Below are 25,497 nucleotides of genomic sequence, written 5' to 3' on the forward strand. Positions count from 1 at the left end.
GTATTACGCAAGGCTGTTGGCATCAATGAGGCCGTGCCGTATGGCCAGGCGGGTCAGTTCAACGTCACCATCAATGCCAAGTTTTTCAAATATGCGATAGCGATAACTGTTCACGGTCTTGGGGCTCAAAAACAGCTTTTCGCCAATGGTTGCCGGGCGCTGGCAGTTAACAATCATCAGGGCAATCTGCATTTCCCGATCCGACAGCTCATCGAATGGGTTCTGGCTGGTTTCCTGGAATGGTCGCAGTGCCATGCGCTGGGCAATTTCGGTGCTGATGTACTTCTGACCGTGTTGGACCTTGATGATCGCCATGATCATCTCGTCTGCGTCTGCACCCTTGGTAATGTAACCCGATGCGCCGGCCTGAAGCAGACGTTGGGCAAACGGGTTGTCGTCGCACGCAGTAACGGCAATGACTTTGGTGTCTTGCCAGGATTTGGTGATTTTTCGAGTCGCTTCCAGCCCGCCAATGCCGGGCATGTGAACGTCCATCAGAATAACGTCTGGCTCATGCTCTTTTACAAACTGAACAGCGTCTTCCCCGGACTCAGCTTGTCCAACCACTTCAATTCCTTTTGCGTCAGCCAATATTGCTGTGATCCCGGAGCGAACCAGCTCGTGATCATCTACAACTAACACAGAAATCAAAGGATACCCCACTTGATTCTAAAGGCCGTCAATCGACAGCGTGGATACAGGTGCTCTTGCCTATGAGGCAGGATACATACGTTTTCTTTGCCAGGCATACTTCAGCGGATTGAGGTTCTTGGTCACCTCCACTACGCCTTCTTCATGGTCGTGGTGAAGTGTGAAGCCCAGTTTACGGTTCAAACCCAGCATGGGTTTATTGTGCGGCAGCACGGTGCCGTAAACCTGTAGCACCCCTCGTTCGGTGAGGTAATCTATCATAACCTGCATTAAATGCTTACCCAGACCTTCGCCTTTCAGCGTGTCGTCGACAATCACCGAATACTCTCCGGCAACGTCGTCGGCATCGATAAAGACCCGCACAACCCCGTAAAGCTGGTTGTCGTCGAAGGCCACAAAGGCCATTTCCCGGTCGTAATCAATCTGGGTAAAGCGCGCCAGTTCACTGTGGTCAAAATGGCTACGAGCGCCAAAGAACCGCAGGCGTAGCGATTCCGCACTGAGCTGGCGATAAAAACGCTCCAGTAATGGCTCGTCCTCGCCACGAATTGGGCGAATCTGGAACTGACGACCACTCTTCCCCGTGAACTGGCTTTCCAACTCGGTTGGGTACGGCAATATGGCGCTTTTCACCGCTGGGCCAACCTCTCCCGCGATGCCAATGGCAATGTAGTGGCCCACCTTCTGGCGAATGGCGTTAACTTCAAGGCCAGCCAGCCATGGGTGGTTCAGCGCGATGTGCGACAGCGCCACCAACCAACGTTCGAGTGTAACAAGTTCGCGGTCAATGTTTTCGGACCGTTCTTGCAATACTTCGTAGAAATGGCTGCGTTTGATCAACTTTTCCGCCAGATTTGCGTTCAGTGGCGGCAATGCCACCTGACGATCGACCAGTGTGTCAGCGGTGGTACCACCACCACCAAAGAACAAATAGGGGCCAATCTCGGAGTCACGGCCAATGCCAAACGAGAACTGCAGGTTGTCCAATGCCCGGTGCATGGTTTGCACGGTGTAGCCCAATACCGGACTTTTCGGAAAGCGCTCGGCAATGGCGGCTTCGAGCTTTTCAGCACCTTCCAGTAATTCTTCTTCGCTTTGAATATTTCTCACCACACTGCGCATGCGTTCGCGCGGGTTGTTGCCGTACGCGAAGGGATACAAATAATCCCGGTGGTGCACTCGCAATACCCAGGGGTCTGGAATTTCGTGGGCAGCGTCCAGAAGCTCCGACAAGGTGGTGCGATAGTGATTTTCAGCAAAGGCAAAGCCGTATGCCTTCAGCAACTTCCAGGCGCAATCGGGCAGAAGGTAGTCACCTGGACGATGACGTTCCTGAATTTCCCGGTCAACTTCCATATAGCCCGATGAGATCGGAATCTCGAGGCTGGATGGCGTTTCCCGCAGCAGCTCCTGGGTTAGCTGGTGGCGCACCATGTACATGTACGCCTTGATGGCGTTGTCCGGGGTGTCGAACGTCGGAATGCTATTGGCACCAAAATGATCACGGGCAGTTTCAACCGAATATTCACCAATCCAGCTGGTCAGCACGCTTTTGTTGAACTTGCGGGCGACTTTGACCAAGGCTTCGGCATTGGCCAGTGGGTCGGTACCGATGCCGGGAATGTAGATCACCAGCAGGGCGTCGACCTGTTTGTCGGCCAACACGGTGTTAGCGACGGCAGCCAGCTGGTGTGGCTGGAGTTCCGGGTTCAGCAGAAGTGGGTTGCCGGTGCGCACATATTCCGGCAGCAAACCACGTAAATGGGTGCGAGTTTCGTCCGACAGCTCGGCCAGCGTGCCACCATCTTGCAACAGACGATCAAGCGCCAGAATCGCCGGACCACGGCCGTTGGCAATCACTGCCAATCGCGGGCCAAAGGATTCGCGCTGGCGACGCAGGGTATCGACGCAATGGAACATCTCGTCGGTATCGCTTACCCGCAACACCCCTGCCCGCGCCAGCATTTCATCAATCAGAATGTCGCGACTGGCCAGTCCTTTGGGTGGACTGATCCGGTTTAATGGGTTGCCCGGAAAACGGTTGCTTTTGACCGATAGCACCAGCTTATGGCGGGACGCCGCCCGCAGAGAGCGCACCAATGCCTTGCCAGAGCCGATTTCGTCCAGCTGCACCAGAATGGTCTGCACATGAGGTTCCTGGACGATAAAGTCGACCAGGTCAGAAAAGGTGACGTCGTTATTGCTGCCCAGCGTGACTACATGGGAAAACCCAACGTTGCGGCTGAATGCCCAATCGAGCACGCCAGAAGCCAGCGTGCCGGACTGGCCGATGTAAGCAATGTTGCCTGCTCGTACAGGCACATGCAGCAGGGATGCATTGAGCTTGCGCCAAGGCAACACCAGACCCAGACAATCAGGGCCCAGAATACGGATGTTGGTCTGCTGGATAACCTGTTCCAGCCGATCGGATGCCGGGCGATACTGCCACGAGCGACTGCGATCGATACCGCCTGTCAGGAGCAGTGCTGCGCCAACACCTTTGCCGTGCAGCTGCTTCAGCACTTTGGGCACAGTTTCAACCGGTGTGCAAATGATGGCCAGATCAGGCACAGTGGTTAACTGACTGATTCGCGTTAACGCCGGAACGCCGTAAATTTCGTCGTAACCGCGGGTATTGATCGGAATGATGGTGCCACCAAACTCGCTATTGAGCAGGTTTTTTACCACCGCACCGCCAACACTGCCGGCACGTTCGGAAGCGCCAATAACAGCAATTACCCTGGGTCGAAAGAACAACTCTAAAGAGCGTGTACCCATGCAGACTGATCCTTTAGTTGAGTTGGCCTGAGTGTAACTGCTGGATACACTGAAGAAAAAGAGTAAAAGTACGTCGACATGAGCACAGGATATTACGCATTTCACCAGCATTTCGGACACGACACCGGCAAGGACCACCCGGAGACGGCCGATCGCATTACTGTGCTGGAAGAAACCCTGAAACAAACGGGCATCTGGAACCAGTTGGCCATTCACGAAGGCAAAACGGCTCACTTGCCCGATATTTTGCGTGCCCACAGCAAGGCCTACGTCGACCAGCTGCACCTGATTGAACCCGAGCATGGCTGCATCATGGTGGACGAAGACACTCCCATGACCAAAGGCTCGCTGGAAGCGGCGCTGTACTCTGTTGGCACCACCACCCAGGCGCTGGACGACGTACTGAACGAAGTGCATCGCAATGCGTTTGCCGCCATCCGACCGCCCGGCCACCATGCTGAGCGTAGCAAGTCGATGGGATTTTGCTTCTTCAATAACAGCGCCATCGCCGCATTGCGCGCCGCTGACGTTCACCACTTGCAGCGCATTGCCGTACTCGACTTCGATGCGCATCAGGGCAACGGAACCATTGATATCCTGCAAAACGACAAACGTTTTCTGATGCTGTCGGCGTTTCAGCACCCCTTCTACCCCTACACGCACTACGAACAGAGCAAGTACACCAACCTGATCAATGTGCACCTGGACAAAGGCGCGGACGGCGAAGCCTTCAGAAAAGGCGTGATTGAGCAGTGGGAACCAGCGTTAAGAGGATTTGCACCTGAACTGGTGATTGTGTCGGCTGGATTTGATGCCCACAAGGAAGATCCGATGGCCGAGCTCAACTTCGAAGACACTGACTACCTATGGATCAGCGAATGGATTCAGAGCTACTGCAAGCGACGGAATACCCCCTGTCTTGCGGTGCTGGAAGGCGGCTATGACCTCAATGCATTCGGCCGCTCCGCTGCGTTATATATCGCCGGCATGCTGGAGCCGGTTGAGGCAAACGGCGAGCCAGAACAAGCGGCGGTCTAAGGCCACTCTTCCAATACCTGCACATCTTTAACACCTCAGCCCCAGCACCCTGTGTACCAATGGTCACGGGGTGATGAGTCGCGCATAATCGCCTCGCATTCAGGTCCTGCGGCACACAGAGGCGATCTTTTTGACAATTGGCAAACGCATATACCACCTCGTCGAACGGGTTCCGGCGGGCTACGACCATATATGGGACTGCTGTTGCGATCATGGATTGCTGGGCATGACGTTGCTACAGAACAAGATCGACGCTGCGGTGCACTTTGTTGATATCGTGCCTGCGCTAATGACTGAACTTGAGGGCAAGCTGCGACAGCGCTTCCCTGTTACAGTGGGACAACTCCAGCCTTGGCAAGTCCACTGCATCGACGTTGCCGAGCTGCCAATCACTGAGGTTGATTCACGCGACAGTGCTCGTCATCTGGTAATTATCTCAGGCGTCGGCGGCGACCTTACCGCAGAGCTATTGGAAGCCATCCATCTTCGAAACCCAAATGCCAACATTGAATACCTGCTGTGCCCTGCCAACCGGCCGCAACAGCTGCGCCGCGCGTTGATCAAACTTGGCTTCTACTGTCTGGAAGAACAGCTGGTGGAAGAAAATAAGCGATTTTACGAAGTGCTGACGGTAACAGCGCAGACGAGGCGAATAACTTCTGAGACAGACCCGGAACAAAACCCGCCAGTATCACTCCTTGGTGACAAATTCTGGCAGCCACGAAGACCCGAAGCGCAGGATATCGCCACCCGCTATCGCCAGCGCACGCTGGAACATTACCAACGTATGCAACGCAGCGGAGATCCGTTTTCGGCGGAGATGGTTGAGGGTTTGGAGCGAGTCACTATCCAGTTAAGGCTTGAAGATTGATTCTGAATTGCGTCGCTGATGTATCTATTGATGTGTCTTGCACACCCGGCCTGGAAAGCTGAAGCCTGTTGTAACGTTACGCGCTGAGCAATGAAAACTTTTGGACTCAATAAATGTTTTTAGTAGCTCCAAAACGAAAAAAGCCCGCTTAGTTTCCTAAGCGGGCTTTTTAAATAATGGCGGAGAGATAGGGATTTGAACCCTAGGTAGGCTATTAACCTACGCCGGTTTTCAAGACCGGTGCTTTCAACCACTCAGCCATCTCTCCGAACTGGTTGCGTACTATACCCGGATTTTTTTGAGCGTCAACACTTTTTTATAAATCAAATAGTTAGGCGAGTTTTTGTACAATTTGATGAGGTGTTTGAGGCTTGCCGAGGGGGTATGAATTACGGAAGATGGCGGTCATATTTTCAAAACCTCGATTTCCATGGCTTCGTTCACGCTTTTAGTTACCCAATCCCCTTTTCAATCGGATGCTCATCTTCAGGCAATGGATTTTGCCCGCGCGATTTATCGCTCGGGGCATTGTCTGGATCGCGTGTTTTTTTATCAGGACGCGGTGCTATGTGCCAACACTCGCATTCAGGCGCCACAGGGCCAGGCTGGCATTGCTGATGCCTGGGCGCAATGTGCTGGTGAATACGGTTTTCCTCTTCAGTTGTGCATTGCCAATGCGATTCGTCGCGGCATGGTGAATGAGCAGGAAAATGAGCGCTATCAGCTGGATGGCGCGACAGTGGTTGAGCCGTTCGAGCTGTGTGGTTTGGGTGAAATGGCAGAAGCGGTCAGCCAAAGCGACCGTGTTGTGCAGTTTTAAGGGCCTGTCATGACTTCTACTCTTATTCATATTGTATCTGCGCCAACGCCTGAGCCTGAGCCTTTGGAGTTGGCTATGGCGCTAGCCGCGTTTGATCTGCCGGTAACCTTGCTGTTCAGTGGTGCCGGGGTGTTGTGGCTCAAGCAAGACCTGAAGGCCCTGTTCGAGGGGGGCAAGGCTCCTTCCCGCATCGTCAAGGCATTGCCTATGTACGATTGCGAAGAGCTGTATGCCTGTGAAGCCAGCCTTGTACGGTTCGGGCTGCAAGAGGACAAGCCAGCGTTTGTTGCTCCGGTCAGTGCTGAGGCGGCCCGAGGTCTTATAGCCGCCAGTCAGCATTGCTTGAGGTTCTGATATGACTCTTCATCAAATACAAAGTGCGTCGGAGACCATTCTTGCTGAGCTGGCGTTGTCCATCGACGACCAGGATGCTGTTTTGCTTATGGGTCGCGCAGCATGCATGGCCCAGCTGGTGGCGACGACGCTCGACGGTACGAAGTTACTGGTACGGCAATCAGATGCAGACGCTTGTGGTGTTGCACCGTCGGAGTCGGCGGAATTTGATACCATCAGCGACCAGCAATGGGTCGAGCTTACTCTGTCCCACACCAAAACCATTACCTGGAAGTAACACCAATGACCCACTCTACCCTGCCGCCGGTCGATAAAGACGGCTTTTTGGTCAATCTTGCCGATTGGACCCCAGAGGTAGCTCAGCAACTGGCATTGGCAGAAAATATCGAATTAACCCCAGAGCACTGGGAAATCATTGAGCAGCTTCAGGCGTTTTACCGGGAGTTCGATCTCTCGCCGGCCATGCGGCCGTTAAGTAAATATCTGAAAGCCAATCTGGGCCCTGAAAAGGCGTCCAGCATCTATCTGTTGAAATTATTTCCCGGCAGTCCGGCCAAATTAGGCGCCCGAATTGCCGGATTGCCCCGCCCGGAGAACTGTCTGTGAGTGCTGTACCGTCTGTTCCTGAAATCGCTATTTCCGACACCTTGCTGAAGCCGATTACCGGCAAGCACTCGCTGGCCGAGTACGTGCGGATTTTGGCCCGTGGTAAAAACGCCAGCCGCAGCATGACCTTTGATGAAGCAAAGTTCACCATGACGGAACTGGTGGCTGGCCGCTTTGAGCCGGAACAGCTGGGAGCCATCCTGATGTTGTTGCGAGTCAAGGAAGAAACGCCAGAGGAATTGGCAGGATTTGCAGCGGCGATTAACGAAGTATGGCCTGAGCATGTGCACTTTGATCTGGTGTGGCCGAGCTATGCTGGCAAGCGTCGTCAGCCGTTCTGGTGCTTGCTATCGGCTCTGCTTTTGAATCAGATGGGTTATCGCATTCTGTTTCATGGTACGACGGCTCATACAGAAGGCCGCATTTACCTACATGAGGTGTTTGAGCAGCTGGGCCTGCCGCAGTTAACCTCGATGGATCAGTTGGCGGACGCGCCGTCACTGGCGTATCTGCCGTGTGAGCAGATCAACCCACTGTTCCAGCGCTGGCTCTCGTTGAAGGCCATCCTGGGGGTTCGGTCACCGATCAATACCTTGCTGAAAACCATTTCTCCTGAGCACTGCGCCAGTGTTCAGGGTATTTTCCACCCTAACTATTCCATTACCCATGCCGGAGCCGCTGAAATTAACGGTGACAATATGTTGGTGATCAAGGGTGAAGGTGGTGAGTTCGAGGTAAACCCGGAACGTACGGTTAAAGCCACCTACCATCTGGATGGCAAATCCGGCGAGCTGACCATCCCGAACCAGCAAAGCCATTACGACGACAAGCCGAAAAACCAGATTGATACCGAATTGCTGGTGAAGCAATGGCGTGGCGAGCTGCAAAGCGAATACGCGTTTCAGGCAACTATTCGAACCGCTGCTTTGGCCTTGGTGTCGATCACCAAACAACCGGAAAAGCTCGATGAGTTTTTGGCTTTGGCTGAAAAGGCCTGGAATGAGCGGGATACGTCACTGCTGTAATCTGATTGGCCCCTTCAAGCGTTGCAGTGCAGAGTTAAATCAAGTGCACAGTAACCAAGTGCAGGGGCGAATTGCCGGGCCGTCATCGGGAATAAATTCCCTCCTACAGCTCACAAGGTAGCAAGCGTACAAACAAAAATACCCGCTAATCAGCGGGCATTTTTGGTTTGGAGCTGAATCAATCAGCGCTTTCGTCGCGGGCCAATTCTGGCCGCCAGGCTAACTTGCTGTGCAGGTTTACCACACTACCAATAATGGTCAGGGTTGGAGCATGAATCTCCTTACCTTCGATACTGGCGGGCATGGTGGCAATGGTGCCGGTGTGAACACGCTGGTCTGGCAGTGTGCCTTTTTCAACCAATGCGATCGGAGTATCCGGGTCCATGCCGTGGGACATTAGTTGCTTGCAGATTTCTGACAAGCCGCTCAGACCCATGTAAATCACCAGCGTCTGATGAGGGTGAATCAGTTCATTCCAGGGCAGGTTGCACGTGCCATTGCGCAGGTGGCCAGTAACAAACCGAACCGATTGGGCGTGGTCGCGGTGTGTCAGCGGAATACCACCATAAGCGGCACAACCACTGGCGGCGGTAATGCCCGGCACCACCTGGAATGGCACGCCGTATTGCGCCAGCAGTTCAATTTCTTCGCCACCGCGGCCAAAGATAAACGGATCACCCCCTTTCAGGCGTAGCACCCGTTTGCCCTTGCGGGCTTCATCGGCCAAACGCTGGTTGATCTCATCCTGAGGCACTGCGTGGTCAGCCATGGCTTTGCCGACGTAGATACGTTCTGCATCTTCAGGCACCAAGGCCATCACACCTGGCCCGACCAGTCGGTCGTAAAAGACGATATCGGCCGACTGAATCAGACGCAGAGCACGAAAGGTCAGCAAGTCCGGATCACCCGGCCCAGCGCCAACCAGATACACCTCGCCATTGCCCTCTTCCTTGCCGGATAACAGGCGCTCCGCCAGTTGCATGGCGCGGTCAGGCTGTCGGGCCAATACCAGTTCCGGCACGTTGCTGCGCATGAACTTACGCCAAAAAGCCGGACGCAACGGCGCTGCAAAGCGTTTTTTAACGTCCGCACGCAGGGTTTCGACCAGTTCACCGAGCTGTCGGTATTCCTGCGGCAGAAAGGCGTCAATGCGTTGTTTTAAATGGCGAGTCAGTGCGGGGGACGTGCCACGGCTGGAGATAGAAACCAGAATCGGCGAACGATCGATCACCGCTGGAAAAATGAAATCATTGCCTTCGTGCTGATCAACCCGGCAAACAAAACAGTTTTGGCTACGCGCTTGCGCGGCCAGTGCTTCGTTCAGTTCGGAATTGTCCGTTGCCAGTACCACAAAGGAGCCTGGTTCGAAGTGTTCGTTGGGCGTGGCTTCTCGTGCCTCTACATCAATGGCGCCCCGTTGGGCCAGTTTGGCAATGTCGACACCGGCGGAAGGTGCAATCACTCGCACCTTCGCGCCGGCGTTTGCCAATGTCTGGACCTTGCGACTGGCAACGTCGCCACCACCGATGATGGTAAAAGGACGTAAATCGCCTTTCAGCACCAAAGGCAATGTCATCATGGATTCAATACCTCAAGGCCGCCCATATAAGGACGCAGAACTTCAGGTACTACTACGCTGCCATCGGCTTGCTGGTAGTTTTCCAGAATAGCAACCAGTGTACGGCCAACCGCCAGACCAGAACCGTTCAGGGTGTGCAGCAGCTCTGGCTTGCCGGTTTCCGGGTTGCGCCAGCGAGCTTGCATACGACGAGCCTGGTAATCGGTCATGTTGGAGCAAGAAGAAATCTCGCGGTACTTGTTTTGTGCTGGCAGCCACACTTCCAGGTCGTAGGTTTTGGAAGCAGAGAAGCCCAGGTCGCCACCACACAGGATGACCTTGCGGTACGGCAGGCCCAGCTTCTGCAAAATAACTTCGGCGTGGCCGGTCAGTTCTTCCAAAGCCTCTGAAGACTTGCTGGCTTCTACGAAGTGAACCAGTTCTACTTTGTCGAACTGGTGCTGACGGATCATACCGCGGGTGTCACGACCATAGCTGCCCGCTTCAGAGCGGAAGCATGGGGTGTGAGCCACACGACGAACGGGCAGTTCACCGTCGTAAACGCCGTCAGCCATCAGGTTGGTGACTGGTACTTCCGCGGTCGGAATCAGATAGAAGTCCTTTTCGCCCTGCGCTTCTGGCAGTTTGAACAAGTCTTCTTCGAATTTTGGCAGCTGACCCGTGCCTTGCAGGGCTTCACGGTTCACCAGGTAAGGCACGTAGGTTTCTTCGTAGCCATGCTCGTCGGCGTGGGTGTTGATCATGAACTGCGCCAGCGCACGGTGCAGACGGGCAATTTTGCCAGTCATCACGACAAAGCGGGAGCCAGCCAGTGCAGCACCAGCGTCGAAGCTCATGCCCAGCGGTTCACCAACGTCAACGTGATCTTTTACTTCAAAATTGAAGCTGGCAGGCTCGCCCCAGGTGCTGACTTCAACGTTGTCGTCTTCATCGGCACCCGCCGGTACGTCGGCGTGTGGCATGTTTGGAACGGCCATCAGGAAGTCACGCAGGGCTTGCTCGGATTCCTTGGCTTCGTTTTCTGCGTTGGTAATGTCGGAGTCGATACCGCCCATCACCTGTGCCTTGGCGTCTTCCGGGGACATACCCTGGCCAATAAGTGCGCCAATTTGCTTGGATGCCTTTTTCTTCTCGGCTTGCAGGGATTGCGCGCGAGTAATGGCGGATTTGCGACGTTCATCCATTTCGGAGAAGGCAGCGGCGTCAAACTCAAAGCCTTTGGTGGCCAGTGCTGCAGTAACTTCATCGAGGTTGTCGCGAATAAATTTGATATCAAGCATGGGGTTACGATCCGGGTACCTGGTTAGGCTGATTTATACAAAATTGAAACGGTGGAAATTATCCCTGGCTACGCGTCAGGACATTCGCAAGGGCGATGCCGAGGCCAGTAGCCGCAAAACACCCAGCCACACTGGCGAGCACGTAAGAGCCGAGCGCCATCCAGCGCTCTTGCTGCATCAGTGCAACACTTTCCAGTGAGAAGGTGGAAAAGGTAGTGAATGCGCCCAGGAATCCAACCATGGCCAGCTGTTTGTAGTGCTCGCTGCCCCACTGCTGTTGAACCAGAATCACATAGGCAATACCAATAACGAAGGAGCCTATCAGGTTCACCCCCAGCGTGCCATAAGGGAACGCTTGTCCCATGGCTTTGAACAATGAACTTGCGGTCAGATAACGGGCGACAGCGCCCAGTGCGCCACCAAGTGCAATCCATAACAACGCCACGGGTCAGTCTCCTTCGTGATAGTCGGGGGTGTGGGATGAGCCAGCAGGCCCGGCAGGATACCGCTGTTGCGGGGAGTTGCGGTTCATTTGCTGCAAATGGTCCAGTTTGCGGCCGATTTTTTCTTCCAGGCCACGATCCGATGGGTAATACAGTCGCAGGTCTTTCAGCTCTGGTGGGAAGTAGTTTTCGCCCGCCGCAAAGGCGCCCGGTTCATCATGGGCATAACGGTATTCTTCGCCATAGCCGAGCTGGCTCATTAATTTGGTGGGCGCATTACGTAAATGCAGCGGCACCTCATAGCTGGGCTGGGACGCCACCAGCTGGCGCGCCTGCTTGTAGGCGGCGTATACCTTGTTGCTCTTCGGTGCAGAGGCAATGTACGCCACCGCTTGTGCCAAGCACAATTCACCTTCAGGTTGCCCAAGTCGTTCGATGGCGTCCCAGGCCGCCATGCAGAGTGGTAGCGCACGCGGGTCGGCATTGCCAATGTCCTCGCTGGCCATCGCAATAATACGGCGGGCGATGTATATCGGATCACAGCCGCCATCGATCATACGCGCCAGCCAGTACAGCGCTGCGTCGGGGGACGAGCCTCGTACCGATTTATGTAGTGCTGAAATCTGGTCATAAAACGCCTCGCCGCCTTTATCAAAACGACGACTGGTGGTACCTGCTAGCTGGTTTACGTGATCGAGGCCTAGAGGTTCACCAGCGGCAAGCTGAATAGCATATTCAAACTGATTGAGTGCCCGGCGAGCGTCACCGTCGGCCATCATGGCAATTCGCTCCAACGCCTCCGGTTTTGAAGGAATGGCCAGATCACCGTCGCCGATCAAGCGTTGTTCGGCCCGCTGCAGCACCTGCTGCAAATCGGCATCGGTCAGACTTTTAAGAACGTACACCCGAGCACGGGACAGTAAGGCATTGTTGAGTTCGAAGGACGGGTTTTCAGTGGTCGCACCAATGAATATCACGGTGCCATCTTCGACGTGTGGCAGGAAGGCGTCTTGCTGGGTTTTGTTGAAACGGTGCACTTCGTCGATAAACAGCACCGTCTTCTTGCCAGTGGCGCGATACTGCCGGGCTTGATCGACCGCCTCACGAATATCCTTGATGCCGGCCATAACGGCGCTGAGGGTAACAAACCGGGCGTCGACGTAGCTGGCAATCAGCTTTGACAGTGTGGTTTTACCAACCCCCGGCGGCCCCCAGAAGATTAACGAATGTAACTGCCCCGCTTCGAGCGATTTACGCAGCGGCGTGCCTTCACCAACCACATGCTGCTGGCCAATGTATTCATCCAGATTGCCGGGCCGCATCCGTGATGCCAAAGGTTCATAGCCGCCAGAAGCATCGCCAAACAGATCGTTCATCGGATCAGTATCCGCTGCGAGCGTCGATCACATCGGCGCCTTCTGGCACGTCGAATACAAAGGCCATTGGGTCGAGGTTGGTATTGCGCTCAACATTGCTAAGCGTAATGTCGGTCACCTGACCGGTAGCGTCGGCTATGCGCATGGCTTCCAGTGTTTGATCCTTGTAGCCAAATTCAATGGCGGCGAACAACTGGCTTGGGTCTTTTGGTGTCAGGCGATACACCATCAGGCCATCTCTGGACAGGCGTTCGACATCAAAGTTATCCGATACATCGTTGGCACGGCCACTCAGCAATAGCGCCGGGGTTTCTTGTACCTTCATTTCCAGATTGCGAATGGTCACTTGTTCCAGGTCGGCATCGAATACCCAAACGACCTTGCCATCAGAAACGATGAGCTGTTCGTAAGGAGGCAGGGTTTTCCAGCGCAATTTTTCCGGCGTGGCGAACGCAACCTGCCCTGCAACGCTTTGCAGTTCATTGCCACTGGCATCGCGAATAATCTGGGTGAAGTCTGCCGACAGGTTGCGGGTGCCGGACAGCCGTTCGATAAAACCTTCCAGAGCGGAACTGGGCTCAGCAGCCTGCACCGGACTAACAGACAGCAGCATACTGGAGGTGGCGATCAGTGCTGCACACAGGGTGTTTTTAAGGGATGACAACATATAAAACAAATTCCTTTGGACGCGTTTCCTTTGGGCGCCCTGATTTCCAGAAAATTCCCCAACTGGATCAGTCAAATTGACTATCCAGAGATCAAGCCGATGGCGGCGGTGGTGCCAACACTTCGCGGCTGCCGTTGTGAGCCGGTGGCGAAACAACACCTGCGGCTTCCATTGCTTCGACCAATCGGGCCGCACGGTTGTAGCCAATACGCAACTTGCGCTGCACTGACGAGGTCGAGCATTTGCCGGACTCGGTAACGAAGGCCACTGCCTGATCAAACAGCTCATCCTGTTCGTCACCACCGCTGGCAGCTCCGCCCTCACCCGACATGCGCTCTTCGCTGGTCTGGACAATTTCTTCCAGATAGTTTGGCTCACCGCGCAATTTCCATTCGGCAACAACCCGGTGCACCTCGTCATCGTCCACAAAGGCGCCGTGTACACGCTCGGGCAAGGCAATGCCCGGCGGCATAAACAGCATATCACCATGACCTAACAGCTGTTCAGCCCCGCCCTGGTCAAGAATGGTTCGGGAGTCGATACGAGACGACACCTGAAACGCGATACGCGTCGGAACGTTGGCCTTGATCAGACCTGTGATCACGTCCACCGATGGACGTTGGGTCGCCAGAATCATGTGAATGCCTGCCGCCCGAGCTTTCTGGGCAATACGAGCAATCAGCTCTTCGACCTTTTTGCCCACCATCATCATCATGTCGGCAAATTCGTCGATCACGATTACGATGTACGGCAACGGCTCCAGTGTTCGCGGTGTGGTGTCATAGGACAAGGTGATGTCCCACAACGGATCGATAATCGGCTCGCCCGCCTCAATCGCTTCTTTCACTTTCTTGTTGTAACCCGCCAGATTACGCACGCCCAGTGATGCCATCAGCTGGTAGCGGCGCTCCATTTCGGCGACCGACCAACGCAAGCCATTGGCGGCTTCCTTCATGTCGGTGATTACCGGGGTCAGCAAGTGCGGAATGCCCTCGTAGACGGACAGCTCCAGCATTTTGGGGTCGACCATGATCATCCGCAGCTCTTCTGGCGTAGCCTTGAACAACATGCTCAGAATCATGGCGTTAATACCCACAGATTTACCAGAACCTGTGGTACCGGCTACCAGCAAGTGCGGCATTTTTGCCAGGTCGGCGACGATGGAGTTGCCGCCAATGTCATGTCCAAGCGCCAGCGTCAGCGGTGATTTGGATCTGTCGAACTCATTGGACGACAACACTTCTGAAAACGACACAATAGCGCGGTTTTCGTTTGGCACCTCGATGCCCATGACCGATTTGCCTGGAATCACCTCCACGACCCGCACACTGATCATGGCCATTGACCGTGCCAGGTCTTTGGCCAAATTGGTGATCTTGCTGGCTTTTACCCCAGCAGCAGGCTGAATCTCGAAGCGGGTAATTACCGGGCCGGGCGCAACGGCCGTGACCTCAATCTTTACGCCGAAGTCAGCCAGCTTTTGCACCAGCAGCTTCGACATTTCTTGCAACCGCTCCGGAGAAAAACCGCTCTTTTGCCCTTCTTTCGGTGGGTCCAGCACGGCAATCGAAGGCAGCGGGGTTTTCTGCTGAAACAGTTTGCCCTGCATGTCTTGCTTGGCGCGCTCGCTGATGCCCGTGTCCCGCTTTTCCAATGGCGTAATTGGAATTGCCGGATCGTTTGGTGCTTGAGGTGCGGACTTCTCGCTGGATTTGGCTACGCCCACTGCTACGGGCGCAGGTGCTGGCGCAGCTACCGCGTGTGAAGCAGCCGGTGCCGATTTAGTCGTAAATGGCTCTTCGTCAGTCAGCCATGGAATATCGTCTTCGTCGGCCTGAGTGTCGTTTACAGCAATCTGCTCTACCGGGCGCTCCAGAGGCTCGGTGGATATCGTGCTCTGAGCGGGTATTTCTGGCACTTCTGGCACCTTGGCTTTCGCACTTGCCGGGGTATGAACTGGAGCTGGCTCAGCAGTCACACGCTGCTCTGGTTCTGGCAAAAGTCCGAAGTCGTTGTCCAGTTCGTCCAGGTTGAAGACCGGTTCGGTGCGCTTGTGGGCAGGTGCAATGGATGCACGTTCATCGCTGACAGTGTCTTCGCCATCGCTATCCAGCACAGATTCAGAGGATTTCCGGTTTTTACCCAGCAGACGAGCCAGCAAGCCTTTGCCGCCAGCAGGAGTTGAGTCGCTTTCAATGAATTGGTCATCAACGGTGTCGATCTTGTTGTCGTTCTCTTCGTCGCCCTTGTTATCGACGACTGAATCGAACGAGTCGAGCGGCTCATCACGAACACCCGCGTCACGATCAATGTGTACTGCACTCTGACCACTCTCGGCCTTGGCTTCACGCGCTTGGGCAATTTTGTGCTTCACAAACCCCATCATCACCAGCAAACCGCCACCAATTCGTTCGAACAGCAGCAACCAGGAAAACTCCAGGAACAGCATCAAGCCAATAGCCAGTACTCCAACCAGAATGGCGACAGCACCAGCAAAACCGAACAGTGGCAACAAGGATTGAAAAACACTGAGGCCCAGTGCGCCACCGGATCCTACGGGTAGCTCTTCGCCCGGCCAAATACTGACATGAGCCAAACTACACAGGCTGGCCAGAGTCATCACGAAGCCGAATACACGCAAGAACCAGATGCTGGCGCTATTGGCCGAGCGGCGGCGAAACATCAAAGCAATTTTGGCGAGGATAAGGGTTGGGAAGGCATAGGCCAGATAGCCCAGGCCATGAAATAAAAGATCGGCAATCGTCGCGCCAACAACGCCAACAGAATTATGAGACGATCGGCCACCAACACTGGACCAACCGTCGTCGCCCGGGGTGTAACTGCCAAGCGCCATAAACAGCAACAGGCAGACGATAGCAAGGACCACAAACCAGGCGTCCTGCCGGCGACTCCAGGAGATTTCAGATTTTTCTGAGGAAGCTTCGAGAGATTCTGATAGCTCCGGTGTATCCTTTGACAAATCAATACCCTGCGTCATTCTTTGAAGATTTGAGTTTATCACGGTTGCATCATGATTGACTGGCTGGACGAAAACCAACGCCCGCATTTTCCACCAACTGCCAAGGCCCTCACAGAACCAAACGGGTTGCTGGCGGCCGGTGGCGGTATCTCGCCTGCCTGGCTATACGAGGCCTATCGTCATGGTGTGTTCCCCTGGCATGACGAAGATTCCCCGCGTTTGTGGTGGACCCCAGCCCCGCGTGCGGTCATTTTGCCGGATGGCTTTCATGTTTCGCGCTCGATACGCAAAGAGTTGAAGAAAACCCGACTGACATTCACCGCCAATCATGCCTTTGAGCGTGTAATGACGCTGTGTGCTTCGACTCACGCGGATGAAGGCGGCACCTGGATTCAACCTGAGATGATTGCCAGCTACACCGCCATGGCCAAAGCAGGCATGGGATTAAGTGTAGAGTGCTGGGATGAACATGGCTCCTTGGTCGGTGGCTTTTACGGCATTTTGATCGGCCGGGCATACTTTGGCGAATCGATGTTTTCGCTGGTATCAGGAGCATCGAAGCAAGCATTTGCCATTGCCGCAGGCCTGTTGTTTGACTCAGGTATTGAAATGATTGACTGCCAAATGCGCACGGAACATCTTGCCCGCTTTGGGTTGGTTGAATTGCAACGCGAAGACTTCGAGCAACGACTGGCGGTTGCGACACGGCAGTCACTGGTATCACCTTTGCCCAGCAAATTGCCCAACCCTTGGGCTGCGGAGCGTGCGGTATGACCAAAATCACGCTGTTAAAGCCCGAGCAGTCTCACGCCTGTGGTTATTTTTCAGACCGCCAAAGCCACAGCCTGTATGTAGACCCACGACTGGAACCAGCCATTGAGCTCTTGACCCAGCTGAACCTGAATGGCTTCCGTCGCAGTGGCAAATTAATCTATCGGCCCGACTGCGAAGGTTGTAACGCCTGTCAGCCGGTGCGTATTCCGGTACGGCAATTCAAATTGAAGAAGTCGTATAAGCGCACATTAAGAAATGCGAGACACTGGACGCTATCCGTCGAAATGCCCTCTTCGGCATTGTATTCAGACTACGCAAATTACATCAGTCAGCGCCATGCAGATGGTTCCATGTATCCGCCATCGTATGATCAGTACAAGGAATTTCTGGTTGACGGCCATGACAACCACCGATTTTTAGTGGCGCGCGAAAATGGCGAGTTCCGCGCCTGCCTGGTGTTCGATTTGTTCCTTGATGGTTTGTCTTCGGTCTATTGCTTCTTCGATCCTGACTACGAAGCCTTGTCTCCGGGGTCTTTCATGATTCTGAAAATCACCCAGATTTGCCAGTTGATGGGGCTGCCCTGGCATTACCTGGGATATTGGGTCGAGGGAAGCCGAAAAATGGAATACAAATCCCGATATAGGCCACTGCATATATTCAAAAATGATCAATGGCAGCCATTTGAGGCCAGATAATTTTGATTATCTGTTCAAATTCAGGCAGAATGCGCCCGCTTTGATCAATATCCATACAGGTGATGAATGGCGAAAGACGACCACATTGAAATGGAAGGCGAGGTTATCGACACCCTTCCGAACACTATGTTCCGTGTAAAACTGGAAAACGGCCACGTAGTGACTGCGCATATCTCTGGTAAAATGCGTAAAAATTACATCCGAATTCTGACTGGCGACAAGGTTAAGGTTGAGTTGACTCCCTACGACCTGAGCAAAGGTAGAATCACCTACCGCGCCAGATAATAAAAAAGGCCTCTTTTGAGGCCTTTTTTATTTCTGCTTTATTATTGCTTAATCCATGGCCGGCCCAGCACTCCATCCATACAAGGTTTACTGGCCGTTTCGGTAATAGCAAAAACCAAAACGCCCAGCACTGTTACCAGTGCCGGGCGTTTTTTTATGGAACAACGATTGCTCAGTAGAGCACTCAGGCTTCTGCCAGTTCTTCCGGCACGGCAATGACCAGTTCATCGCCATCGACCTGAATATTGATGTCGCCACCGTTGGTCAGCTCGCCAAAGAGAATCTTTTCAGCCAATGGCTTTTTGATTTTCTCCTGTACCAGACGACCCATTGGGCGGGCACCCATCTTCTCGTCATAGCCGTTGAGGGCCAACCACTGACGAGCATCATCATCCACGTGCAGTGTGACGCGTTTTTCATCCAGCTGGCCTTGCAGCTCGGCAATAAACTTGTCGACCACGTGCAGAATGGTATCGCGCCCCAGTGCAGAGAACTGCACCACCGCATCCAGGCGGTTGCGGAATTCCGGCGTGAAGAATTTTTTCAGCTCTTCGGCGCCGTCCAGGGTGTGATCCTGATGAGTGAAGCCAATGCTGGCGCGGCTCATCTGCTCTGCCCCGGCGTTGGTGGTCATGATCAGAATGACATTGCGGAAATCGGTTTTGCGACCGTTATTGTCGGTTAACGTACCGTGGTCCATCACCTGTAACAGGATGTTGAACACTTCCGGGTGGGCTTTTTCGATTTCGTCCAGCAGCAGCACGCAATGTGGCGTCTTGTTCACCGCTTCAGTCAGCAGGCCACCCTGGTCGTAACCGACATAACCCGGAGGCGCACCGATCAGGCGGGAAACCGTATGGCGCTCCATGTATTCGGACATGTCGAAACGGATCATTTCCATGCCCATCACATTGGCCAGCTGCTTGGATACTTCTGTTTTACCGACACCCGTAGGGCCAGCGAACAGGAAGGAGCCAATTGGCTTCTGTGGTGCGCTCAGGCCAGCACGGGACATCTTGATGGCGGTAGACAGGGTCTGAATGGCTTCGTCCTGACCAAATACCACCATGCCCAGCTTGTCTTCCAGCTTGAACAGCAACTCTTTGTCGTCGGCAGAAACGCTCTTTGGTGGAATGCGTGCGATAGCAGCAATCACCTGTTCGATCTCAGACACATTGATCTGCTTTTTGCGCTTGCTAACCGGCAGCAGCTGCTGCAGGGCGCCCACTTCATCAATCACATCGATGGCCTTGTCCGGCAGGTTGCGATCGGTAATGTAGCGATCAGACAACTCGGATGCCGCTTTCAGCGCCTTGTCGGTGTATTTGATGTTGTGGTGCTCTTCAAACTTGCTCTTCAGGCCTTTCAGAATCTTGTAGGTGTCTTCTACAGAAGGCGCAGCAACGTCGATTTTCTGGAAGCGACGAGTCAGAGCGCTGTCTTTTTCGAAGATGCCACGGAATTCCGTGAAGGTGGTGGAGCCAATGCAACGGATCTCACCGGAGCTAAGCATTGGTTTCAGCAAGTTGCTGGCGTCCATAACGCCGCCAGAGGCTGCGCCAGCACCAATGATGGTGTGGATCTCATCAATGAACAGAATGCCGTGTGGCTGGCGCTTCAGCTCGGCCAGCAAGGACTTCAGGCGCTTCTCGAAGTCACCGCGGTATTTGGTACCTGCCAGCAAGGCACCCATGTCGAGGCTGTAGACCACGGCGTTTTGGATCACTTCTGGCACTTCGCCATCAACGATGCGCTTGGCCAGCCCCTCAACGATGGCGGTTTTGCCGACACCGGAATCGCCCACCAACAATGGGTTATTCTTGCGGCGACGAGACAAAATCTGAATCAGACGGCTGACTTCGTGCTCACGGCCGATCAAAGGATCAATCTTGCCGTCTTTGGCCGATTTGTTCAGGTTGGTGGCATAACCTTCCAGTGCATTGGCGGAGGCGCTTTCACCATCTTCATCCGTTTGCTCTGGGGCTGGCCCAGAATTGGTATCACCTTCCTGACCAGCCACTTTGGAAATGCCGTGGGAAATGTAATTTACAACGTCGATGCGAGCGATGTTCTGCTGCTTAAGGAAATAAACCGCCTGGCTCTCCTGTTCGCTGAAAATGGCGACCAGCACATTGGCACCAGTTACTTCGGCTTTGCCTGAGGATTGAACGTGGAATACGGCGCGCTGCAAAACACGCTGGAAGCCCAAGGTCGGCTGGGTTTCACGGTCATCATCAGATTCCGGGATCAAAGGTGTGGTGGCGTCCACGAAATCGGTCAGCTCTTTTCGCAAGCGGGGCACGTCGGCTCCACAGGCGCCCAGCACTGCTGCGGCTGCTTCGTTATCAAGCAGCGCCAACAACAGGTGTTCCACCGTCATAAACTCGTGACGTTTGGAACGAGCATCCTTGAACGCCTCATTGAGAGTAAGCTCGAGCTCTTTGTTCAGCATTAACTGTCCCCCTAGTCTTCTGCGGGTGCTATCTCGCACAGCAATGGATGCTGGCAATCTCTTGCATATTGATTCACCAGTTCAGCTTTAGTTTCCGCGACATCCTTGGTGTATATCGCACAAACCGCGCTGCCCTTGGTGTGAACCGCCAACATGATCTGAGTAGCCTGCTCCGGACTTTTCGAGAAAAACCCTTGCAGCACTTCAACGACGAACTCCATAGGAGTGTAGTCGTCATTCATCATGATCACGCTGTACATGGCAGGACGCTTCAGCTGAGGATCGGCATTTTGAACTGCCACATTGCCGTCGGCATCGTCGCCTGTCTGTTGGCTCTTTATTGAGTCTAGTTGAGTTTCAGTTGTGAGGTACATAGCGCTATTTGAGAAAAACATGTGACCAAATCATACCTTTGCAGCATGCAAGGCTCTAGTTGCTTGACGCGTGCAAAACCCACCTTTAGTGTATTGTGCACAGTAAATCATTGCCCCAAGTGTGGAATCACGGATGAGGAGGTGTCGCAATGAAGACCGGCAAGGTGAAATGGTTCAACAATGCCAAGGGTTACGGGTTTATTCTGGCTGACGACAGCGAAGAAGATCTGTTCGCCCACTACTCCACTATTCAAATGGACGGATACCGCACCCTCAAGGCCGGACAGGCCGTTCAGTTTGAAACCAAACCCAGTGATAAAGGCCTGCACGCGATCAATATTCGCGCTCTGGATGATGCTGGTAGTGCATCAGCCGAAGCTGAAATCATGAGTGAAGAATCGAAAGCTGCTTACTGATTTTTAGCGGTTTTTCGTGATTCAACAAAACGGGGCCTTGGGCCCTGTTTTTGCATGCAAAAAAGAAACAGTCTGTTCCTATCTTCTGGGTGAAATGGCGGTGAGCGCCAATGTTTGAACAGGTGTTTTGTGTGGATTTGCGTCACAAACCGCATTGTAGCCATCAAATGATGACAATCTGACCAATGAGTCTGATTATTTAAAATCCCGCTTTTAGGGCTGTACTGTAGTGGTCAACTGATTCCGGACACGGTTTTAAGTTTTTCTTCTGCGGCGCGAGGGCTGATTCCTCCGTTCGCAGTATGTGGCCGTTGCTGGTTGTAAAAGCCCATCAAATAACGGCCGATATCCATTTTTGCCTCCGCCAGTGATCGATACCAGGTATCCGGAACCCACTCGCTTTTCAGGCTGCGGAACAGTCGCTCCATCGGTGCGTTATCCCAGCAGTTGCCACGTCGGCTCATGCTCTGAGCCATACGACAACGCCAGATTCTCTGACGGAACTTCAGGCTGGTGTACTGGCTTCCTTGATCCGAGTGGAACATCACGCCTTCCGGTTTGCCCCGACGCAGCCAGGCATCCTCTAGTGCCTTTGTCGTCAGCTCGCTGTCAGGGCTGTTGGACATGGCCCAACCCACGACCTTGCGAGCGTATAAATCCATGACCACGGCAAGGTACGACCAACGTTCTCCTGTCCAAATGTAGGTGATGTCACCACACCAAACCTGATTGGGCCGCTCAACAGAGAACTCACGGTTCAGAAGGTTGTTGATTTCAACGTGTTCCATCCCAGTTTTTTTGTATTTGTGGGCACCCGGCTGCTTACTGATCAGCCCCGATTCTTTCATCAGTTTGCGCACCAGATAACGTCCAATAACAATGCCTTCGGTTTTCAATAAGTCACGGATACCGCGGCTACCAAAGCCATGACGACTGAGATTGAATGCCCGTTTTACATGGGCCTTGAGCTCCAGTCGTCTGGGGTTGATTCGACGCTTGTTACGACAGTAATCGTAGTAACTGGAACGCTTGATACCGAACGCCTGACAGACCCATTTGATTGGCTCCAGCTCTCCCAACCGGTCTATCAGTACATATTTTTGAATTCGTCTGACATTAAGAGAGCAGTAGCCTTTTTTAATATTCGCTTCTCGGTTTCGAGCTCTCTTACGCGCTTTTCGAGCTCCTGAATGCGCTTTTGCTCTTCCGTCATGGCCTTGGAGCTTGGCGTTTTGCCACCACGTTCTTCACGAAGCTGGTCAACCCATCGGCGAAGGGCTGTCTCACCCACGTCCAGCGATTTACTGGCCTGCGGAATGGAATACCCCTGATCGAGAACAAGGCTGGCTGCTTCGAGTTTGAACTCAGGAGTGAAGGAACGACGTTGTCTTTTCATTGAACACCTCTTTGGCGGCAAGATTACCACCTATCTGGGTGTCCGAGATTATTGAACCACTACAGTACCGCCTCGTCTTTTCTTGGATATTTTCCCGCTTTCCTCTTTTTCCTGATCTTTACGCATTTCTTCTCAAACCCTCCACTTCTCAAACCCTCCACTTCAATGTGGCCTTGATTTACTCCCTCCTTGCGGAAATCGGCACGTCGGAGTGGGCGCTGAAATAACGGTATTCCAAAACGAAAAAAAGACCGCCGAAGCGGTCTTTTCATCAAGGACGATCTTGTTTCAGTTGAGAAACGAGGCTCAGGAAGCCAGGCCGTCAACGATGGCGTTCAGGGTAGCGCTTGGACGCATTACCTGGGTGGCCAGAGCAGCGTCGATCTTGTAGTAGCCACCCACATCGGTGGATTGGCCCTGAACGGCCAGCAGCTCTTCAACGATTTTGGCTTCGCTTTCAGACATGGTTTTGAACACGCCTTCAAACGTTGCTTTCAGCTCAGCGTCATCGGACTGAGTAGCCAGGGCTTCTGCCCAGTACAGTGCCAGGTAGAAATGAGAACCACGGTTATCAATGCCACCAACACGACGGGTTGGAGACTTGTTCTCTACCAGGAACTTGGCAGTGGCCTGATCCAGGGTTTTGCCCAGAACGGCCGCCTTGGCGTTGTCGGCAGACTCAGACAGGTGCTCCAGAGAAGCAGCCAGTGCCATGAACTCACCCAGAGAGTCCCAACGCAGGTAGTTTTCGCTCAGCAGCTGCTCAACGTGTTTAGGAGCAGAACCGCCAGCGCCAGTTTCAAACAGGCCGCCGCCGTTCATCAGAGGAACGATGGACAGCATTTTGGCGGACGTACCCAGTTCCAGAATCGGGAACAGGTCAGTCAGGTAGTCACGCAGTACGTTACCGGTAACAGAAATGGTGTTTTCACCTTTCTTCATGCGCTCCAGAGAGAACTGGGTCGCTTCTTCCGGTGCCATGATGCGGATGTCCAGACCGGTAGTGTCGAACTCTGGCAGGTAGGCGTTAACTTTCTTGATCAGCTCGGAATCGTGAGCACGTTCCGGGTTCAGCCAGAAGATGGTTGGCCAGCCAGTCGCGCGAGCACGGTTAACTGCCAGCTTCACCCAATCCTTGATTGGCGCATCTTTCACCTGACACATACGCCAGATGTCACCAGCTTCTACGTCGTGAGACATCAGAACGGTGCCGTCGGCGTCAACAACACGCATGGTACCGTTGGCTGGTACTTCGAAAGTCTTGTCGTGAGAACCGTATTCTTCGGCTTTCTGAGCCATCAGACCAACGTTTGGCACGGTACCCATGGTGCGTGGATCGAATGCACCGTTTTTCTTACAGAAGTCGATGGTGGTCTGGTAAACGCCGGCATAGCAACGGTCTGGAATCATTGCCAGAGAGTCTTGCAGGGCGTTGTCCTTGTTCCACATCTGACCGGAAGAACGGATCATGGCAGGCATGGACGCATCAACGATCACGTCGTTTGGAACGTGCAGGTTGGTGATGCCCTTGTCGGAGTTAACCATGGCCAGGTCTGGACGAGCTGCGTATTCAGCTTCGATGTCGGCTTCTACTTCAGCGCGCTCGGCTTCTGGCAGGTCGGCGATCTTGGCCAGTACATCACCAAAACCGTTTTTGGTGTTAACGCCCAGCTTTTCAAACTTGTCGGCGTGCTTCTCGAAAACATCCTTGAAGAACACGGAAACCGCGTGGCCGAACATGATTGGGTCGGAAACCTTCATCATGGTGGCTTTCAGGTGCAGAGACAGCAGTACGCCTTCGGCTTTGGCTTCTTCGATGGACTTGCCGTAGAACTCACGCAGCTTGGCAACGGACATACGAGCAGAGTCGATCACTTCACCTGGCAGCAGAGACAGTTCTTTCAGAACCTTAACGTCATCGCCTTCAACCAGCTCAATGCGAACGTTTTTGGCATCGGCAACGGTTACAGACTGCTCGGAGCTGAAGAAGTCGCCGTCTTCCATGTGCGCCACGCGGGACTTGGATTCGGAAGACCATTCACCCATGGAGTGTGGGTTAGCGCGGGCGTAGGCTTTTACAGATTCAGGAGCACGACGGTCAGAGTTGCCCTCACGCAGAACCGGGTTTACAGCGGAGCCTTTAACGCGGTCGTAACGAGTCTGAATGTCTTTTTCTTCATCGGTGGACGGGTTAGCCGGGTAGTCTGGCAGTGCGTAGCCTTTGGCTTGCAGTTCCTTCACAGCAGCGACCAGCTGAGGAACGGAAGCACTGATGTTCGGCAACTTGATGATGTTGGCTTCAGGAGTTTTGGCCAGATCGCCCAGGTAGGCCAGATCGTCAGAGATGCGCTGTTCTTCAGACAGGTACTCCGGGAACTGGGACACGATACGAGCGGCCAAAGAGATGTCACGGACTTCAACACCCACACCAGACTGGGCTGCAAATGCACGCACGATTGGCAGCAATGAGTAGGTTGCCAGCGCTGGCGCCTCATCGGTCTCGGTGTAGATAATGGTTGGGGTATTATTAGACATTCTTACTCCTGTTGAGCTGTTATTGCTATATCGCTCGGCTGCCAACACCGTCACTTTTGGTGATTGTGCTTTGGTAGGAAGCCAGAAACGTGAAATACA

Annotated in this window: 23 protein-coding genes and 1 tRNA gene; 11 read left to right on the top strand and 13 right to left on the bottom strand. The window is 53.8% G+C overall.

The genetic code is table 11. The annotated features are described in order from the left end of the window. Window positions 1-3: 3 nt before the first annotated feature. Both uvrY and ACXADJ_RS06220 read right to left on the bottom strand, forming a co-directional pair. The gene (gene uvrY / locus ACXADJ_RS06215; protein WP_475064137.1) at window positions 4-651 is read right to left on the bottom strand and encodes a UvrY/SirA/GacA family response regulator transcription factor; all 648 of its coding nucleotides are present in this window, start codon (window positions 649-651) and stop codon (window positions 4-6) included. 60 nt (window positions 652-711) lie between these two features. Next, a complete protein-coding gene (locus ACXADJ_RS06220) occupies window positions 712-3,429 on the bottom strand; it encodes a bifunctional acetate--CoA ligase family protein/GNAT family N-acetyltransferase (RefSeq protein ID WP_475064138.1) in 2,718 nt (905 codons plus the stop codon). A gap of 78 nt (window positions 3,430-3,507) precedes the next feature. Here ACXADJ_RS06220 and ACXADJ_RS06225 point away from each other — a divergent pair, with 78 nt between their 5' ends. Both ACXADJ_RS06225 and ACXADJ_RS06230 read left to right on the top strand, forming a co-directional pair. Beyond that, window positions 3,508-4,467: a histone deacetylase family protein gene (locus ACXADJ_RS06225; protein ID WP_475064139.1), complete on the top strand. Its 960-nt coding sequence runs from the start codon at window positions 3,508-3,510 to the stop codon at window positions 4,465-4,467. Between the two features lie 130 nt (window positions 4,468-4,597). Further along, window positions 4,598-5,338, top strand: a complete 741-nt coding sequence (locus ACXADJ_RS06230; RefSeq protein ID WP_475064140.1) for a tRNA (adenine(22)-N(1))-methyltransferase — start codon at window positions 4,598-4,600, stop codon at window positions 5,336-5,338. Window positions 5,339-5,515: 177 nt separating this feature from the next. Here the strand turns inward: ACXADJ_RS06230 and ACXADJ_RS06235 are convergent. Beyond that, window positions 5,516-5,606, bottom strand: a tRNA-Ser gene (locus tag ACXADJ_RS06235). Between the two features lie 162 nt (window positions 5,607-5,768). Here ACXADJ_RS06235 and tusD point away from each other — a divergent pair. Genes tusD through ACXADJ_RS06260 form a run of 5 tightly spaced genes read left to right on the top strand, consistent with a single transcriptional unit; the run spans window position 5,769 to window position 8,143 of the window. Next, the gene (tusD, locus tag ACXADJ_RS06240) at window positions 5,769-6,158 is read left to right on the top strand and encodes a sulfurtransferase complex subunit TusD (RefSeq protein ID WP_475064141.1); all 390 of its coding nucleotides are present in this window, start codon (window positions 5,769-5,771) and stop codon (window positions 6,156-6,158) included. A gap of 9 nt (window positions 6,159-6,167) precedes the next feature. Next, window positions 6,168-6,512, top strand: coding sequence for a DsrE family protein (locus tag ACXADJ_RS06245; protein ID WP_475064142.1), 345 nt, complete (start codon window positions 6,168-6,170; stop codon window positions 6,510-6,512). A 1-nt stretch (window position 6,513) separates the two neighbouring features. Then, the gene (locus ACXADJ_RS06250) at window positions 6,514-6,789 is read left to right on the top strand and encodes a DsrH/TusB family sulfur metabolism protein (RefSeq protein WP_475064143.1); all 276 of its coding nucleotides are present in this window, start codon (window positions 6,514-6,516) and stop codon (window positions 6,787-6,789) included. Window positions 6,790-6,794: 5 nt separating this feature from the next. Further along, window positions 6,795-7,118, top strand: a complete 324-nt coding sequence (locus ACXADJ_RS06255; RefSeq protein WP_475064144.1) for a TusE/DsrC/DsvC family sulfur relay protein — start codon at window positions 6,795-6,797, stop codon at window positions 7,116-7,118. Next, entirely contained in the window at window positions 7,115-8,143 is a 1,029-nt protein-coding gene (locus ACXADJ_RS06260; RefSeq protein WP_475064145.1) for a glycosyl transferase family protein, read from the top strand. Before ACXADJ_RS06255 ends, ACXADJ_RS06260 begins: the two co-directional genes overlap by 4 nt. A 178-nt stretch (window positions 8,144-8,321) precedes the next feature. Here the strand turns inward: ACXADJ_RS06260 and cysG are convergent, their stop codons facing one another. The 6 genes from cysG to ACXADJ_RS06290 all read right to left on the bottom strand — a co-directional run bounded on the left by cysG (window position 8,322) and on the right by ACXADJ_RS06290 (window position 16,555). Further along, window positions 8,322-9,722, bottom strand: coding sequence for a siroheme synthase CysG (gene cysG / locus ACXADJ_RS06265; RefSeq protein WP_475064146.1), 1,401 nt, complete (start codon window positions 9,720-9,722; stop codon window positions 8,322-8,324). Further along, window positions 9,719-11,002: a serine--tRNA ligase gene (gene serS, locus ACXADJ_RS06270; RefSeq protein WP_475064147.1), complete on the bottom strand. Its 1,284-nt coding sequence runs from the start codon at window positions 11,000-11,002 to the stop codon at window positions 9,719-9,721. The genes cysG and serS overlap by 4 nt, the downstream gene beginning before the upstream one ends. A 58-nt stretch (window positions 11,003-11,060) precedes the next feature. Further along, window positions 11,061-11,447, bottom strand: a complete 387-nt coding sequence (gene crcB, locus ACXADJ_RS06275) for a fluoride efflux transporter CrcB (RefSeq protein WP_028292796.1) — start codon at window positions 11,445-11,447, stop codon at window positions 11,061-11,063. A 3-nt stretch (window positions 11,448-11,450) separates the two neighbouring features. Next, complete coding sequence (locus ACXADJ_RS06280) at window positions 11,451-12,821, bottom strand: replication-associated recombination protein A (RefSeq protein WP_475064148.1); 1,371 nt, start codon at window positions 12,819-12,821, stop codon at window positions 11,451-11,453. A 4-nt stretch (window positions 12,822-12,825) separates the two neighbouring features. Next, complete coding sequence (lolA, locus tag ACXADJ_RS06285; protein WP_475064149.1) at window positions 12,826-13,488, bottom strand: outer membrane lipoprotein periplasmic chaperone LolA; 663 nt, start codon at window positions 13,486-13,488, stop codon at window positions 12,826-12,828. Between the two features lie 91 nt (window positions 13,489-13,579). Then, window positions 13,580-16,555, bottom strand: coding sequence for a DNA translocase FtsK (locus tag ACXADJ_RS06290; RefSeq protein WP_475064150.1), 2,976 nt, complete (start codon window positions 16,553-16,555; stop codon window positions 13,580-13,582). Here ACXADJ_RS06290 and aat point away from each other — a divergent pair. The 3 genes from aat (at window position 16,520) to infA (ending at window position 18,225) form a co-directional block, all read left to right on the top strand. Next, entirely contained in the window at window positions 16,520-17,242 is a 723-nt protein-coding gene (gene aat / locus ACXADJ_RS06295) for a leucyl/phenylalanyl-tRNA--protein transferase (RefSeq protein ID WP_475064151.1), read from the top strand. The genes ACXADJ_RS06290 and aat overlap by 36 nt on opposite strands. Beyond that, window positions 17,239-17,940: an arginyltransferase gene (locus ACXADJ_RS06300; RefSeq protein ID WP_475064152.1), complete on the top strand. Its 702-nt coding sequence runs from the start codon at window positions 17,239-17,241 to the stop codon at window positions 17,938-17,940. Before aat ends, ACXADJ_RS06300 begins: the two co-directional genes overlap by 4 nt. 66 nt (window positions 17,941-18,006) lie before the next feature. Then, the gene (infA, locus tag ACXADJ_RS06305; protein ID WP_028292799.1) at window positions 18,007-18,225 is read left to right on the top strand and encodes a translation initiation factor IF-1; all 219 of its coding nucleotides are present in this window, start codon (window positions 18,007-18,009) and stop codon (window positions 18,223-18,225) included. A 184-nt stretch (window positions 18,226-18,409) separates the two neighbouring features. Here the strand turns inward: infA and clpA are convergent, their stop codons facing one another. Together clpA and clpS are read right to left on the bottom strand one after the other, a co-directional pair. After that, the gene (gene clpA, locus ACXADJ_RS06310; protein ID WP_475064153.1) at window positions 18,410-20,677 is read right to left on the bottom strand and encodes an ATP-dependent Clp protease ATP-binding subunit ClpA; all 2,268 of its coding nucleotides are present in this window, start codon (window positions 20,675-20,677) and stop codon (window positions 18,410-18,412) included. 11 nt (window positions 20,678-20,688) lie between these two features. Next, a complete protein-coding gene (gene clpS / locus ACXADJ_RS06315) occupies window positions 20,689-21,072 on the bottom strand; it encodes an ATP-dependent Clp protease adapter ClpS (RefSeq protein ID WP_475064154.1) in 384 nt (127 codons plus the stop codon). Between the two features lie 128 nt (window positions 21,073-21,200). Here clpS and cspD point away from each other — a divergent pair, with 128 nt between their 5' ends. Further along, window positions 21,201-21,467, top strand: a complete 267-nt coding sequence (gene cspD / locus ACXADJ_RS06320) for a cold shock domain-containing protein CspD (protein ID WP_036534771.1) — start codon at window positions 21,201-21,203, stop codon at window positions 21,465-21,467. Window positions 21,468-21,700: 233 nt separating this feature from the next. On the opposite strand, the gene ACXADJ_RS06325 is transcribed toward cspD, so the two are convergent. Together ACXADJ_RS06325 and ACXADJ_RS06330 are read right to left on the bottom strand one after the other, a co-directional pair. Continuing rightward, a protein-coding gene (locus tag ACXADJ_RS06325; protein ID WP_475062188.1) for an IS3 family transposase occupies window positions 21,701-22,863 on the bottom strand; the annotation gives its coding sequence in 2 pieces (ribosomal slippage) (window positions 21,701-22,608 and window positions 22,608-22,863; 1,164 coding nt in all). A gap of 306 nt (window positions 22,864-23,169) precedes the next feature. Continuing rightward, the gene (locus ACXADJ_RS06330; protein ID WP_475064155.1) at window positions 23,170-25,398 is read right to left on the bottom strand and encodes an NADP-dependent isocitrate dehydrogenase; all 2,229 of its coding nucleotides are present in this window, start codon (window positions 25,396-25,398) and stop codon (window positions 23,170-23,172) included. Between the last annotated feature and the right edge of the window lie 99 nt (window positions 25,399-25,497).

It is taken from the genome of Oceanobacter sp. ABM4_470, from assembly GCF_056158645.1.